The sequence below is a fragment of the Pseudomonas sp. DR48 genome, from assembly GCF_019823085.1.
Classification (GTDB): Bacteria; Pseudomonadota; Gammaproteobacteria; order Pseudomonadales; family Pseudomonadaceae; genus Aquipseudomonas.
In genome coordinates, this window is the sequence record NZ_CP081946.1 from 2452230 (window position 1) to 2466919 (window position 14690).

At 59.4% G+C, this 14690-nt stretch carries 12 protein-coding genes; 11 read left to right on the forward strand and 1 reads right to left on the reverse strand.

Annotated features, from left to right (window positions below):
• Nucleotides 1-10: 10 nt before the first annotated feature.
• Nucleotides 11-2656 (reverse strand): pyruvate dehydrogenase (acetyl-transferring), homodimeric type, encoded by a 2646-nt coding sequence (gene aceE / locus K5K95_RS11155; RefSeq protein WP_090176415.1) that lies wholly within the window; start codon nt 2654-2656, stop codon nt 11-13.
• On the opposite strand from aceE, the gene K5K95_RS11160 reads away from it, so the two are divergent.
• From K5K95_RS11160 to K5K95_RS11210, 11 genes are all read left to right on the forward strand, one after another.
• Entirely contained in the window at nt 2651-3043 is a 393-nt protein-coding gene (locus tag K5K95_RS11160; RefSeq protein ID WP_090176413.1) for a hypothetical protein, read from the forward strand. The genes aceE and K5K95_RS11160 overlap by 6 nt on opposite strands.
• On the forward strand, nt 3040-5979 hold the full coding sequence (gene glnE, locus K5K95_RS11165; protein WP_222589486.1) for a bifunctional [glutamate--ammonia ligase]-adenylyl-L-tyrosine phosphorylase/[glutamate--ammonia-ligase] adenylyltransferase: 2940 nt from the start codon (nt 3040-3042) through the stop codon (nt 5977-5979). The genes K5K95_RS11160 and glnE overlap by 4 nt, the downstream gene beginning before the upstream one ends.
• Before the next feature lie 283 nt (nt 5980-6262).
• Entirely contained in the window at nt 6263-7297 is a 1035-nt protein-coding gene (gene waaF, locus K5K95_RS11170) for a lipopolysaccharide heptosyltransferase II (protein WP_222589487.1), read from the forward strand.
• Between the two features lies 1 nt (nt 7298).
• Complete coding sequence (gene waaC / locus K5K95_RS11175; RefSeq protein ID WP_222589488.1) at nt 7299-8360, forward strand: lipopolysaccharide heptosyltransferase I; 1062 nt, start codon at nt 7299-7301, stop codon at nt 8358-8360.
• Entirely contained in the window at nt 8360-9481 is a 1122-nt protein-coding gene (locus K5K95_RS11180; RefSeq protein WP_222589489.1) for a glycosyltransferase family 4 protein, read from the forward strand. The genes waaC and K5K95_RS11180 overlap by 1 nt, the downstream gene beginning before the upstream one ends.
• On the forward strand, nt 9481-10287 hold the full coding sequence (rfaP, locus tag K5K95_RS11185; RefSeq protein ID WP_090176398.1) for a lipopolysaccharide core heptose(I) kinase RfaP: 807 nt from the start codon (nt 9481-9483) through the stop codon (nt 10285-10287). Before K5K95_RS11180 ends, rfaP begins: the two co-directional genes overlap by 1 nt.
• The gene (locus tag K5K95_RS11190; RefSeq protein WP_222589490.1) at nt 10287-11021 is read left to right on the forward strand and encodes a lipopolysaccharide kinase InaA family protein; all 735 of its coding nucleotides are present in this window, start codon (nt 10287-10289) and stop codon (nt 11019-11021) included. The genes rfaP and K5K95_RS11190 overlap by 1 nt, the downstream gene beginning before the upstream one ends.
• On the forward strand, nt 11018-11770 hold the full coding sequence (locus K5K95_RS11195; RefSeq protein ID WP_222589491.1) for a lipopolysaccharide kinase InaA family protein: 753 nt from the start codon (nt 11018-11020) through the stop codon (nt 11768-11770). Before K5K95_RS11190 ends, K5K95_RS11195 begins: the two co-directional genes overlap by 4 nt.
• Nucleotides 11770-13221 carry a lipopolysaccharide kinase InaA family protein gene (locus K5K95_RS11200; RefSeq protein WP_222589492.1) on the forward strand — a complete coding sequence of 484 codons (1452 nt, stop codon included), beginning with the start codon at nt 11770-11772 and terminating at the stop codon, nt 13219-13221. Before K5K95_RS11195 ends, K5K95_RS11200 begins: the two co-directional genes overlap by 1 nt.
• Nucleotides 13222-13461: 240 nt before the next feature.
• Nucleotides 13462-13797 carry a YceK/YidQ family lipoprotein gene (locus K5K95_RS11205; protein ID WP_222589493.1) on the forward strand — a complete coding sequence of 112 codons (336 nt, stop codon included), beginning with the start codon at nt 13462-13464 and terminating at the stop codon, nt 13795-13797.
• Nucleotides 13798-13802: 5 nt separating this feature from the next.
• Nucleotides 13803-14666, forward strand: a complete 864-nt coding sequence (locus tag K5K95_RS11210) for a DUF3800 domain-containing protein (protein WP_222589494.1) — start codon at nt 13803-13805, stop codon at nt 14664-14666.
• The last annotated feature ends 24 nt before the right edge of the window (nt 14667-14690 follow it).

A 14690-nucleotide genomic window follows, 5' to 3' on the forward strand; every position in this document is an offset into this window, starting at 1 on the left:
GAGTGTCTCCTCAGCAGTCCAGTGGGTTGCGTTTTTCCGGGTTGATACCGAACTTGACGATGGCTTCAGCCACCACCTTAGGTTCGATGTCACCACGGTCAGCCAAGGCTTCCAGGGCTGCCAACACCACGAAATGACGGTCGACTTCGAAGAAGTGACGCAGCTTCTTGCGGCTGTCACTGCGGCCGAAACCATCGGTGCCCAGGACTTTGAATTCCTTGGACGGGACCCACTGACGAATTTGTTCAGCGAACAGCTTCATGTAGTCGGTAGAGGCGATGACCGGACCTTTACGGCCGTTCAGGCACTCTTCGACGTAGCTCAGCTTAGGCTTCTGGCCAGGGTGCAGACGGTTGGTACGCTCAACGGCCAGGCCATCGCGACGCAGTTCGTTGAAGCTGGTAACGCTCCACACATCGGCGCCGACGTTGAACTGTTCACGCAGGATTTTCGCCGCTTCGCGGACTTCACGCAGGATGGTGCCGGAGCCCATCAGCTGTACGTGGTGCGCCGCTTCGCGGGTGTCTTCCTCGAGCAGGTACATGCCCTTGATGATGCCTTCCTCGACACCGGCCGGCATGGCTGGCTGCTGGTAGGACTCGTTCATCACGGTGATGTAGTAGAAAACGTCCTGCTGCTCTTCGGTCATCTTCTTCATGCCGTCCTGGATGATCACCGCGAGCTCGTAGCCGTAGGTTGGATCAAAGGTGCGGCAGTTCGGGATGGTGGCAGCCAGGATGTGGCTGTGACCGTCTTCGTGTTGCAGGCCTTCGCCGTTCAGCGTGGTACGGCCGGCGGTGCCGCCGATCAGGAAACCACGGGTACGGCTGTCGCCAGCGGCCCAGGCGAGGTCGCCGATACGCTGGAAGCCGAACATCGAGTAGAAGATGTAGAACGGCAGCATTGGCTGGTTGTGGCTGGAGTACGAAGTACCGGCAGCGATGAAGGAGCTCATGGCGCCCGCTTCGTTGATGCCTTCTTCGAGGATCTGGCCCTTCTTGTCTTCCTTGTAGAACATCACCTGGTCTTTATCGACTGGCTCGTAGAGCTGGCCGACGGACGAGTAGATGCCCAACTGACGGAACATGCCTTCCATACCGAAGGTACGGGCTTCGTCCGGGATGATCGGGACGATGCGCGGGCCGATTTCCTTGTCCTTGACCAGTTGCGCCAGGATGCGCACGAAGGCCATGGTGGTGGAGATTTCACGGTCGCCCGAACCATCAAGAATGGCCTTGAGGGTGTCCAGCGATGGCGTCGGAACGCTGAAGCTCTGCGCGCGGCGCTGTGGCACGAAACCGCCCAGTGCAGTGCGACGCTCGCTCAGGTAACGGGCTTCGGCGCTGTTTGGCTCCGGTTTGAAGAACGGCAGGTTTTCCAGCTCTTCGTCGCGCACTGGAATGTCGAAACGATCGCGGAACAGCTTCAGGCTTTCAACATCCACTTTCTTGGTGTTGTGCGCGGTGTTCTTCGCTTCGCCGGCACCGGTGCCATAACCTTTGATGGTCTTGGCCAGGATGACGGTCGGTTGTTCTTTGTGGTTGACCGCTTCGTGGTACGCCGCGTAGACCTTGTACGGGTCGTGGCCGCCACGGTTGAGTTTCCAGATCTCGTCGTCGGACAAGTCTGCAACCATCGCCTTGAGTTCTGGCGAGTTGAAGAAGTGTTCACGCACGAACGCGCCGTCTTTGGCTTTGTAGTTCTGGTACTCGCCGTCGATGACTTCGTCCATGCGGCGTTGCAGGATACCGTCGACGTCTTTGGCCAGCAGCGGGTCCCAGAAACGGCCCCAGATGACTTTGGTCACGTTCCACTGGGCACCGCGGAACACGCCTTCGAGTTCCTGGATGATCTTGCCATTGCCGCGAACCGGGCCGTCGAGACGCTGCAGGTTGCAGTTGATGACGAAGATCAGGTTGTCGAGCTTCTCGCGGCCAGCCAGCGAGATCGCGCCCAGGGATTCCGGCTCGTCGCACTCGCCGTCGCCCAGGAAGCACCAGACTTTCTGCTTGCCTTCAGGAATGAAGCCACGGGCTTCCAGGTACTTCATGAAGCGTGCCTGGTAGATCGCCTGGATCGGGCCCAGACCCATCGATACCGTCGGGAACTGCCAGAAATCAGGCATCAGCCAAGGGTGCGGGTAGGACGACAGGCCCTGACCGTCCACTTCCTGGCGGAAGTTGTTCATCTGGTCTTCGGAGATGCGGCCTTCCATGAACGCACGGGCGTAAACGCCTGGCGAGGTGTGACCCTGGAAGTAGATCAGGTCGCCGCCGTGTTCGTCGGTCGGGGCCTGGAAGAAATAGTTGAAGCCGATGTCATACAGCGTGGCGCTGGAGGCGAAGCTGGAAATGTGACCGCCCAGGTCCGAATCTTTCAGGTTCGTACGCATCACCATGGCCATCGCGTTCCAGCGTACCAACGAGCGAATGCGGCGTTCCATGAACAGGTCGCCAGGCATGCGTGCTTCGTGGGTAACGGGAATGGTGTTGCGGTATGGCGTGGTGATGGCGTAAGGCAGCTGCGAGCCACTGCGGGTCGCCAGTTCGCCCATACGGGTCATCAGATAGTGAGCGCGGTCTTCGCCTTCTTTGTCGAGAACCGATTCCAGGGCGTCCAACCATTCCTGGGTTTCGACGGGATCGAGGTCTTGCATGGCTTGCTCCAGGGCGGAAAGGCTTCCAGAATCGGTTGCCTGAGTTTGCGACTGGCCTTGTGGGCAGACGATATAAATTCTTGGATTGCCGAGAGGTTGTTCCGGCGGCGTGTAGTTTTACTACAAATCATCGGGCATTTCAGCCTTTCGAATGTATATACGAGTAGTAAAACTACAGATGAGCGGCTTGTGGCCTCCAGCTGCGTTGTGAGAATAATCGTTAAGGTTGGTCTTTTGCCAACCGAAAAAGGTGAAAGCTTGATGCTGTCTGCCAAAAATAAAGAAATTTCAGCTATTTCTAACCTTTGTTCGACAGTCGATCACGTAGTGCATTTCGCAAAATCACTACATGCAGCCCTTTACACGCCGATCAAGGATAGACCATGAGCCTTCCCACGCTTGCTGAACTGCCCGACATTCTCCTGCCGTTTGTCACCCGTGCCGAGCAGTCGTTCCGTACCGCCGTCGCGGCGCTGGACGACGATCATGGTCTTTCTTCCTGGACACCCGATCGCTGGGCACAATTTGCCCGCGTCACGGCCGCCAGCGACTTCGTGATTGAACAATCTGTTCGTGACCCTTTGATGTTGCTGACGCTGGTGCAGTCCGGCGAACTGGACCGCAGCTTCGCGCCCGGCGAGCTGTGCGCGCAGATTGCTGGCGCAGTCAATGCCGCCGAGACCGAAGACGAACTCGGTCGTGCCTTGCGCCGCCAGCGCGCCCGTCATCAAGTGCGGATCGTCTGGCGTGACCTGACCCGTCAGGCTGATCTGATCCAGACCTGTCGCGACCTCTCGGACATGGCCGATGCCAGCATCGATCAGGCTTATCAATGGTTGTACTCGCGCCATTGCCAACAGTTCGGCGTGCCCACCGGTCGGCGCAGCGGCGAGCCGCAGCAGATGGTCATCCTGGGCATGGGCAAGCTCGGCGCCGTCGAGCTCAACCTGTCGTCGGACATCGACCTGATCTTCGCCTATCCCGAGGGCGGCGAAACCGTCGGGGTGAAGCGCCCGCTGGACAACCAGGAATTTTTCATCCGCCTTGGCCAGCGCCTGATCAAGGCGCTGGACCCGATGACCGTGGACGGTTTTGTATTTCGCGTCGACATGCGCCTGCGCCCTTATGGTTCGGCAGGTGCGCTGGTCTTGAGCTTCAACGCTCTGGAGCAGTATTACCAGGATCAGGGGCGCGACTGGGAGCGCTACGCGATGATCAAGTCGCGGGTGGTGGCCGGCGATCAAGTGGCCGGCGCGCAGTTGCAGGAAATGCTGCGCCCGTTCGTTTACCGGCGTTACCTGGACTTCTCGGCCATCGAAGCGCTGCGCACCATGAAACAGCTGATCCAGCAGGAAGTGCGGCGCAAGGGCATGGCCGACAACATCAAGCTTGGCTCCGGCGGCATTCGTGAAGTCGAGTTTATCGCCCAGGCCTTCCAGCTGATCCACGGTGGCCGCGACCTGAGCCTGCAGCAGCGTCCTCTATTAAAAGTACTGAGCACGCTGGAAGGTCAGGGTTACCTGCCGCCCGCGGTGATCAGTGAGTTGCGCGAAGGCTACGAGTTTCTGCGTTACACCGAGCATGCGATCCAGGCCATCGCCGACCGCCAGACCCAGATGCTGCCGGACGGCGCACAGGATCAGGCGCGCATTGCCTTTATGATGGGCTTTGCCGATTGGGCGGCGTTCCAAGAGCAATTGATGCATTGGCGTGGACGCGTGGCCTGGCACTTTGGCCAGGTGATCGCCGATCCCGATGAAGAAGAAGGCACCGAAAGCGAAGTGGTGGTCGGTGGTGAATGGCTGCCGCTGTGGGAAGAAGCCCAGGATGAAGAGGCCGCTTGCCGTCAGTTGGAAGAGGGCGGTTTTGCCGATGCCACCAAAGCCTTGAAAGCGCTGGCCAGTTTGCGCAGCAGCCCGCAATTGCGCGCGATGCAGCGTCTGGGTCGCGAGCGCCTCGATGCCTTTATTCCACGCTTGCTGGCCCAGGCGGTCGAGCATGCCAATCCCGATCTGGTGCTGGAGCGTGTGCTGCCGCTGGTCGAGGCCGTGGCCCGCCGTTCCGCCTATCTGGTGTTGCTGACCGAAAATCCTGGCGCGCTGCGGCGTTTGCTGACCTTGTGCGCAGCGAGCCCGTGGATCGCCGAGCAGATCACCCGTTTCCCGCTGTTGCTGGATGAATTGCTCAATGAAGGCCGACTGTTCAAGCCGCCGCTGGCGCCGGAACTGGCCGCCGAGTTGCGCGAGCGTCTGACACGGATTCCCGAAGACGACCTCGAACAGCAAATGGAAGCCTTGCGCCATTTCAAACTGGCGCACCGCTTGCGGGTCGCCGCTTCGGAAATCGCCGGCAGCCTGCCATTGATGAAAGTCAGCGATTACCTGACCTGGCTGGCCGAAGCGATCCTCGAACAAGTGCTGGCCCTGGCCTGGCGCCAGACCGTGGCCAAATATGGCACGCCGCTGCGCACCGACGGCACGTTGTGCGATCCCGGCTTCATCATTGTCGGTTATGGGAAAGTCGGCGGTCTGGAACTGGGGCATGGTTCGGACCTGGACCTGGTGTTCATCCATGATGGCGATCCGCAGGCCGAGACTGACGGGGCGAAACCCATCGACGGCGCGCAATTTTTTACCCGGCTTGGGCAGCGGATCATTCATTTGATTACGACGCAGACCAACTCCGGTCAGCTGTATGAAGTCGATATGCGGCTGCGGCCGTCGGGCGCATCGGGGTTGCTGGTGAGTTCGGTAGGGGCGTTTGCCCGTTATCAGGAAAATGAAGCCTGGACCTGGGAACATCAGGCGCTGGTACGGGCGCGGGTGCTGGTGGGCAGCAAGGATGTCGGCCAGGCTTTCGAGAAAGTCCGCGCCGCGGTATTGGGTAAATCGCGCGACCTGGCGACCTTGCGTCAGGAGGTCAGCGAGATGCGCGCCAAGATGCGCGATAACCTCGGCAGCAAGAGCACGGCGGCCGGCACCGGGGCAAATGCCTTCGAGGCCACGGCGCCATTCGACCTCAAGCAGGACGCCGGAGGTATCGTCGATATTGAATTTATGGTGCAATACGCGGCCTTGGCGTGGTCCGAAACACATCCGCCATTGCTGCGCTGGACGGACAATATCCGCATTCTGGAAGAGCTGGAACACGAAGGGCTGATGCCTGCCGAAGACGCCAGCCTGCTGCGAGAGGCCTATAAAGCCTACCGTTCCGCCGCTCACCGGCAGGCCTTGCAGAAGGACCCGGGAGTGATACCGGGTGATCAGTTCGTGGACGAACGGCGCCAGGTGATGAGGATCTGGCGTGAGCTGGGATTGAGTTAAGCGACACGATTCAAATGTGGGAGCGGGCTTGCTCGCGAAAGCGGTGTGTCAGATGACATTGTTGGTGACTGACACACCGCTATCGCGAGCAAGCCCGCTCCCACAGTAGGTCTGTGTTGTTTTGTAAAGTGAGGCAGCTAAGCTGCACCGCACTGGATGTGCACAAAATTGATCCGACAAGCCCCAACCGGCTCGTCCAAATGACCTGGCAGCCAAGGCTGCGGGTGCTGGATTCTCGAGGCGGGGAGGCGTATGCCTCCCCGGTTTCGTTTTTGGAAACCACATGAAAATTCTGATCGTTGGGCCCAGCTGGGTCGGTGACATGGTGATGGCGCAGACACTGTTTCAGTGCCTCAAGCAACGCCACCCGCAGTGCGAAATCGACGTCCTGGCCCCCGAGTGGAGCCGGCCGATTCTTGAGCGTATGCCCGAAGTCCGTCAGGCCTTGAGCTTTCCGCTCGGCCATGGCGCACTGGAACTGGCGACGCGTCGACGCATCGGCAAATCCCTGGCCTGCCAGTACGACCAGGCGATCCTGTTGCCCAACTCCCTGAAGTCGGCGCTGGTGCCATTCTTCGCCGGCATCCCGAAACGCACGGGCTGGCGTGGCGAGTTCCGCTACGGCTTGCTCAATGATGTGCGCACCCTGGATAAAGAACGTTACCCGCTGATGATCGAGCGCTTTATGGCGCTGGCCTTCGAGCCCGGTGTCGAGCTGCCAAAACCGTATCCGCGGCCGAGCTTGCGGATCGACCCGGTCACTCGCGAGGCGGCACTGGCCAAGTTCGACCTGACCCTGGACCGCCCGGTGTTGGCGTTGTGCCCTGGCGCCGAGTTCGGCGAGTCCAAGCGCTGGCCGTCCGAGCATTACGCCAAGGTCGCCGAAGCGAAGATCCGCGAAGGCTGGCAAGTCTGGTTGTTCGGCTCGAAAAACGATCACGCGGTCGGCGAAGACATTCGTGCGCGGCTGATTCCGGGCCTGCGTGAAGAATCGGTGAACCTCAGCGGCGGCACCTCTCTGGCTGAAGCCATCGACCTGATGTCCTGTGCTGACTCGGTGGTGTCCAATGACTCCGGCCTGATGCACGTTGCTGCGGCGCTGAACCGCCCGCTGGTTGCGGTCTACGGCTCGACATCGCCGGGTTTCACGCCACCGTTGGCCGAGCATGTCGAGATTGTGCGCCTGGGCCTGGAATGCAGCCCTTGCTTCGATCGCACCTGCCGTTTCGGTCATTACAACTGTCTGCGCCAGCTCATGCCGCAAGCCGTGAACGAAGCTTTGCAGCGGTTGCAGGGCACTGTGGTCGAGGTCAAATAGTTTGCGCGTTTTGCTGATCAAGACTTCATCGCTAGGCGACGTGATTCACGCGTTGCCGGCGCTGACCGACGCGGCGCGGGCGATCCCCGGCATCCAGTTCGACTGGGTGGTGGAAGAAGGCTTCGCCGAAATCCCGACCTGGCACCCGGCCGTGAGCAAGGTGATTCCGGTGGCGATCCGTCGCTGGCGCAAGAACCTCTGGCAAACCATCAAAAGCGGCGAGTGGAAGCGCTTCAAACAAAGCGTTCGCGCCTCGAAATACGATCTGGTGATTGATGCTCAGGGCCTGCTGAAAAGCGCCTGGCTGACCCGCTATGTCAAGGCGCCGGTCGCCGGGCTGGACAAGGATTCGGCACGCGAACCGATTGCCGCGCGCTTTTATTCCCGTCGCCTGGCGGTGGGGCGTGGGCAACACGCGGTCGAGCGAGTGCGTCAGTTGTTCGCCCTGGCATTGGGCTACGACTTGCCCAAGGGGCTGGGCGATTACGGCCTGAATGTCGAGCGCCTGGTGGAATTGCCGCGCAAGAATCCTTACGTGCTGTTCCTACATGGCACCACGTGGGACACCAAACACTGGCCGGAAGCCTATTGGCGTGAATTGGCCGAGCGGGTCGGTTACCTCGGTGTCGCGGTGAAGCTACCGTGGGGCAATCCGGTCGAGAAGGCCCGGGCCGAGCGCATCGCAGCCGGGTTCCGTCATGTCGAAGTGTTGCCCAAGCTGAATCTGGCCGGCGTCGGCAAAGTATTGGCCGGCGCCCAGGCCTGTGTGGCCGTGGACACTGGCCTCGGTCATCTGGCGGCCGCGCTCGACGTGCCAACCTTGTCGCTGTTTGGGCCGACCAATCCGGGCCTGACCGGCGCCTACGGCAAGGCGCAGATTCACATCGCCAGCGATTTCCCCTGCGCGCCGTGCCTGCAAAAGAAATGCACCTATCAACCGACGGCCGATGATGCCCGTCGGTTCGACCTGAAGCGTGAGTGGCCGCTGTGCTTCACGCGCCTGAATCCCGAGCGTGTCGCGACTCGACTGAGCACGTTGTTACTGGCTGAGGAGCTGCGCTGATGCAATTGGCATTCGTCTTGTACAAGTACTTTCCATTCGGGGGCTTGCAGCGCGATTTCATGCGCATCGCCCTGGAATGCCAGAAGCGCGGTCATCAGATTCGTGTGTATACGCTGATCTGGGAGGGCGACGTGCCGCCGGGTTTTGAAGTGCTGGTCGCGCCGGTCAAAGCGTTCTTTAACCATCGCCGTAACGAAAAGCTCAGCGAATGGATGGAAGCGGATCTGGCCAAGCGCCCCGTGGATCGGCTGATCGGTTTCAACAAGATGCCGGGCCTGGACGTTTACTACGCCGCCGACGGCTGCTTTGAAGACAAGGCGCAAAACCTGCGCAACTCGCTGTACCGTCGCTGGGGTCGCTACCGGCACTTCGCCGAGTACGAGCGCGCGGTGTTCGCCAAGGACGCCAAGACCGAAGTGCTGATGATCTCCGAGGTCCAGCAGCCGCTGTTCATCAAGTATTACGACACGCCGCTGGAACGCTTTCATTTGCTGCCACCGGGCATCTCCCAGGATCGTCGCGCGCCGGCTAATGCGGCCGAGATACGCGCCGAATTCCGTCGCGAATTCAACCTCAAGGACGATGAATTGCTGCTGGTGCAGATCGGCTCCGGGTTCAAGACCAAGGGTGTCGATCGCAGCCTCAAGGCGCTGGCCGCATTGCCCGCTGATCTGAAGAAGCGCACCAGGCTGTTTGTAATTGGCCAGGATGACCCCAAATTGTTCCAGATGCAGAGCGCCACTTTGGGGCTCGGCGACAACGTGACGTTCCTCAAGGGTCGCAGCGATATTCCGCGTTTCCTGCTCGGCGCCGATCTGTTGATCCACCCGGCGTACAACGAAAACACCGGGACCGTGTTGCTCGAAGCCGTGGTGGCCGGGTTGCCGGTATTGGTAAGCGCAGTCTGTGGTTACGCCCATTACATTGCCGAGGCCGACGCCGGTCTGGTGCTGGACGAACCATTCGATCAGGCGCAACTGACGCAGTACCTGACCGGCATGTTGAACGACGCTCAGGCACGGGCGGCCTGGAGCCGCAACGGTCTGGCTTTCGCCGAGACGGCCGACCTCTATAGCATGCCGCAGCACGCGGCCGATGTGATTCTGGCGGAGCACGCTTAATGAAGTTGATGCTGGCTGAACCGTTCAAGAGCCTGTGGGCCGGACGGGATGCGTTCACTGAAGTCGAAGGCCTGCAGGGTGAGGTTTACCGTGAGCTGGAAGCACGCCGGACGTTGCGCACTGAAGTGAACGGCAATGGTTTCTTCGTGAAAATTCACCGCGGCATTGGCTGGGGTGAGATTTTCAAGAACCTGCTGACCGCCAAATTGCCGGTCCTCGGCGCAGGCCAGGAATGGAAAGCCATTCAACGCCTCAAAGAAGTCGGCGTGCCCACCATGACCGCCGTGGCTTATGGCGAGAAGGGCAGCAACCCGGCGGACCAGCACTCGTTCATCGTCACCGAAGAGCTGGCGCCCACCGTCAGCCTGGAAGACTTCAGCATCGATTGGGTCAAACAACCGCCCGAGCCCAGGCTCAAGCGCGCGCTGATCGCCGAAGTCGCCCGCATGACGGGCATGATGCACCGCGCCGGGGTCAACCACCGCGACTGCTACATCTGCCACTTCCTGCTGCACACCGATAAACCGGTGACGGCCGATGACTTCAAACTCTCGGTGATTGATTTGCACCGCGCCCAGACCCGCCCGGCGATTACCCGGCGCTGGCGCGACAAAGACCTGGCGGCGCTGTATTTCTCAGCGCTGGACATCGGCCTGACCCGGCGCGACAAGCTGCGCTTCCTCAAAGGCTACTTCCAGCAGCCATTGCGCCAGATTCTGGCCGAAGAAGCCCCGTTGCTTGCCTGGCTTGAAGGCAAAGCCAACAAGCTTTACGACCGTAAACAGCGATACGGAGACGCGCTCTGATGCCGGGCTGGAAACTGGGGTCTGCTTACAGCGATCTGGCGCAAGATTTTGGCAGCCTGGACGCGGTGTTCGCGCTTCAGGGCGAGAGCGTAACCCTCGACCCGTTGTCCGAGGTCATCCGCGTTAATCGCAATGGCGTCAATTATTACGTCAAGCGCTACGTGGGTGCCGGCAAAGGTCTGCGCCGCTATCTGGGCAAACCCCGGGTCAAGTCCGAATGGCAGAACCTCAAACGCTTCGCCAAGTGGGGTATTCCCACCGCTGAAGTCGTGGCCTGGGGCCTGGAGCGGCGCGGTGCGGCGTATGCCCGGGGTGCAATGATTACCCGCGAACTGCCCAACACCGAAGACTTGTCAGCCCTCGCCGGGCGGCACGACCCCAGGCTCGCGGACCGCGATTGGGTGGACACCGTCAGTCGTCAATTGGCCGGGTACACCCGGATCATGCACGACAAGCGCTTCACCCATAACGATCTGAAGTGGCGCAACCTGCTGGTCAACGATGAGCCCAAGCTGTTTCTGATCGATTGCCCCAACGGCGATTTCTGGCGCGGCTTCTGGCTCAAATACCGAATTACTAAAGACCTGGCCTGTCTCGACAAGGTGGCCAAATATCACCTGTCGGCGACCCAGCGCCTGCGTTTTTATCTGCAATACCGCCAGCGTGATCGGCTCGATGCCGACGACAAAAAACGCATCCGGCACGTAGTGAGATTTTTTAAGGGGCGTGAATGACCGATTTTCTGGCCGCCGAAGACCGTGCGCTCCTTGAGCATCACGGCCTCGGCACCTTCGACGAACTTTGGGCCAAGCAGCTCGATGCAGTGGATGAACCCAATACCGTTAGCGATGGCTGGAGCAGTGTGTTTCGGCTGGACCTGGAAGGTCATGGCTATTACCTCAAGCGCCAAAGCAACTACCTGACCCGCACCTTGCGCGCGCCCTTCGGCGAGCCGAGTTTCGCTCGTGAGTTTCGTAACATCAGCCTCTATCAGAAGCTGGGCATTCCGGCACTGCAGGCGGCGTTTTTTGGTGAGCGAAAATTTGATGGCGAAGTCCGTGCGGTGCTGCTGACTCGCGCCCTGGATGGCTGGGATGATCTGGATTCGCTGTTGCAGTTCTGGTCGGAGCTGAGCGAGGAGCAACACTTGGCCATTATGAAAGCCTGTGGCGAACTGGCGCGGCAGCTGCACGGCGTGCGCCAGGTTCACGGGTGTTTCTACCCCAAGCATATTTTTTTACGACCCACGGAAGACGGTTATGAGGCGCAGCTGATCGACCTGGAGAAAACCCGGCCGTTACTGTTTGGCCAGCGTGACCGGATCAAGGACCTGGAACCGTTGCTGCGCCGCGCCCCGGAATGGACCGATGCGCAGTTGCGCGAGTTTTTGGCGGTCTATCTCGAACAGCCTCAGGACAGTTCGCTGGTGGACAGTTGGATGTCGCGCCTGACTGCCCGGCGCAGTCATAAGGAGACACGTTGATGCGTTTGTCCGAGCTGAAAAACGCCGGCCGCAGCCCGAGCCTGCCGATGAGTATTTCCCTGGCCGATGCTGCCGGCCCCGGCCAATTGCAGTTGTTGAGTTTGCTACGCGTATTGCCGGGACAGCGTTATGTTGGTGCCGGCGTCTGGCGTGGCCGGCCGGTGCTGGCAAAGTTGTTGGTTGGCAGCAAGGCGGCCCGGCATTTTCAGCGTGAACTGGCCGGTGTTCGCTTACTGGCCGATCAAGGCCTGACCACGCCGCAACTGCTGGCGGATGGTTTGAAAGAAGGCGAAGGCGGCTGGCTGTTGTTTGACTTCCTCGAAGGCGCCGAGAGCCTGGGGGATACCTGGAAACAGGTCGAGCACTTGCCGGTGCTGGCCGATATGCAAGGGGCCGTGCTGGCCGAGGCGTTGGGCGCTATCGGCCAAATGCATCGCAAGGGGCTCTGGCAGGAAGACCTGCATCTGGACAACCTTTTGCGTCAGCGCGGTCGGCTGTATCTGATCGATGGCGGTGGCGTTTGCGCCGAGACCCCCGGCCAACCGCTGTCACGGCAGAAAGTCCTGGAGAACCTCGGTGTGTTTTTCGCCCAGCTACCTAAATCGCTGGAGCCATTCACCGAAGAGTTGCTGGTGTATTACCTGTTGAGCAATGGCGAACACGCCTTGCCAATGGAAGCGTTGCAGAAGCAGATCGACAAGGTTCGCAGCTGGCGCTTGAAGGACTACCTGATCAAGGTGGGCCGCGATTGCACGCTGTTCAGCGTTCAGCGCGGGCCGTTCGGCCTGCGGGCTATTCGTCGCGAGGAAGAAACGGCGATGCTGCCGGTGCTGGATCAGGCCGATGCATTGCTCGATCAGGGGCATCTGTACAAGACCGGCGGTGCGGCGAGCGTAGGAAAAGTCGATGTAGCGGGTCGGACGTTGGTGATCAAACGCTACAACATCAAAGGCTTTGCGCATTGGCTCAAACGCTTCTGGCGCCCGAGCCGTGCATGGCACTCGTGGCGCGAAGGCAATCGCCTGGCATTTCTGGGCATCGCTACGCCCAAGCCGTTGGCGTTGCTGGAAAAGCGGTTTCTCTGGTTGCGCAGTCGGGCTTACCTGATTACGGAATACCTGCCGGGACCGGACATCATCGAGCGCTTTGCACCCTACGTTGAGAGCGGTGATGCGCCCGAGGCAGAACTGGCGGCACTGGATCATTTGTTTGCCGAGCTGATTCGCGAGCGCATCAGCCATGGCGACTTCAAGGGTCACAACCTGTTCTGGCAGCAGGATCGCTGGGCGCTGATCGATCTGGATTCGATGTGCCAGCATGGCTCGATGGGCAGCTTTGCCCCGGCGTATGCGCGGGATCGGGCGCGGTTCATGCGTAACTGGCCTGAAGAAAGCGCCCTCTACAAAGTCATCGATCAGCGGCTTCCCCAAGACATCTCTGGCGCTGCCTGAATCGGGTCTTCGACCCTTCGCGAGCAAGCCCGCTCCCACGGTAATTCTGCGCCGCACACATATTTTGTGTGTGGCGCAGATCCCCTGCGGGCGCGGGCTTGCTCGCGATGGGGCCAGAACAGTCAGCCGAGATTAAGGGGACAAGTTCTTGTGAACTGTCCTACATGATCCACAGACTCCATGAACTGTGCCCTGAATAGCCACGATGCTAGTTTGCCTGACGTTCACGGAGGGCAGATTTTGACGATAAAAATGGCTGTTGCGATGGGGGCTTTTTCATTGGCTTTAACGGGCTGCGGAACAGCGCTAACAGTGCTGCAAGACGACGAAGACGCCGCCCGCGGCCTGCGAAAACACAAGACCTACTGCCAATCCATCCCCCGTGTTTACAGCGGTCTGGCCTACAACTTCTGCATCCTGCATGCCCCGCCGGATCCTACGGGCGTCCTGGTGCCCTTGGTACTGCTCGATCTGACGCTCTCGGGCGTCTGCGACACGGTGTCCTTGCCCTATACGATTTTCCGCCAGGCTACTGACGGCAATCTGGGTATTTACTGGCGGGCAGATCGCGGGTAACTCGTTTGTACTCTCAACAATTTTTTCTTTTTGAAAGCGAAAGTGAATCCGACGCTAATGTCGATGCGACAAAGCGCCTACCTCCGAAAGGGAAGTACAGCGACTTCATAATTTATGTCGATGAGAGCGGCGATCATGGGATGCAAACGCTAGATCCAAATTACCCAATGTTTGTACTTGCTTTCTGTGTTTTTCATAAACGGCACTATTGCGAGAAGGTTATTCCAGCCCTTCAGAAGTTTAAATTCAACCATATGGGGCACGACCTGATCGGCCTGCATGAATTGGAGATCCGAAAAGAAAAGGGAGCGTTCTCCAGCCTGTTCACGTCGAGACAACATAAACATGCTTTTCTCGAGGAGTTGAGCGGCATTATCGAGACAAGCAATTTCGTCTTGATCAGCTGCGTTATCGACAAAGCCACTCTTCGCGAAAAACAAGGTCCCGTTCACAATCCTTATCACGTTGCTCTGGGCTTTTGCCTGGAAACGCTTTATGAGTTTCTACAGGAAAAGAATCAGCAGTGTGCGTTGACTCATGTGATTTTCGAGCGTCGCGGGAAGCGGGAAGATAATGGGCTTGAACTGGAGTTTCGCCGTATGTGCGACGGTGCGAACCGATTGGGCATTCAGCTGCCGTTCGATATCGTATTTGCAACCAAACAAGTGAACTCAACGGGGTTACAGCTTGCGGATCTTGTTGCAAGACCCATTGGTATGAGCGTTTTACGGTCGGGGCAGGAGAATCGTGCCTTTGACGTGCTCAAGCGCAAGTTCTACTGCAGTGGTGGTCGGAACAATGTGGGGGAGGGTTTCGAAAACTGGGGTTTAAAAATTTTCCCTATCTCAGAAAGCGAAAAGCCCCGGTGAAACTCACCGAGGCCAAAGCGCCGA

What these genes read in the sequence shown, in the direction of transcription:
- aceE (WP_090176415.1), bottom strand. Translation starts at nt 2,656, where the DNA reads ATGCAAGACCTCGATCCCGTCGAAACCCAGGAATGGTTGGACGCCCTG.
- glnE (WP_222589486.1), top strand. Translation starts at nt 3,040, where the DNA reads ATGAGCCTTCCCACGCTTGCTGAACTGCCCGACATTCTCCTGCCGTTT.
- waaF (WP_222589487.1), top strand. Translation starts at nt 6,263, where the DNA reads ATGAAAATTCTGATCGTTGGGCCCAGCTGGGTCGGTGACATGGTGATG.
- K5K95_RS11180 (WP_222589489.1), top strand. Translation starts at nt 8,360, where the DNA reads ATGCAATTGGCATTCGTCTTGTACAAGTACTTTCCATTCGGGGGCTTG.
- rfaP (WP_090176398.1), top strand. Translation starts at nt 9,481, where the DNA reads ATGAAGTTGATGCTGGCTGAACCGTTCAAGAGCCTGTGGGCCGGACGG.
- K5K95_RS11190 (WP_222589490.1), top strand. Translation starts at nt 10,287, where the DNA reads ATGCCGGGCTGGAAACTGGGGTCTGCTTACAGCGATCTGGCGCAAGAT.
- K5K95_RS11195 (WP_222589491.1), top strand. Translation starts at nt 11,018, where the DNA reads ATGACCGATTTTCTGGCCGCCGAAGACCGTGCGCTCCTTGAGCATCAC.
- K5K95_RS11200 (WP_222589492.1), top strand. Translation starts at nt 11,770, where the DNA reads ATGCGTTTGTCCGAGCTGAAAAACGCCGGCCGCAGCCCGAGCCTGCCG.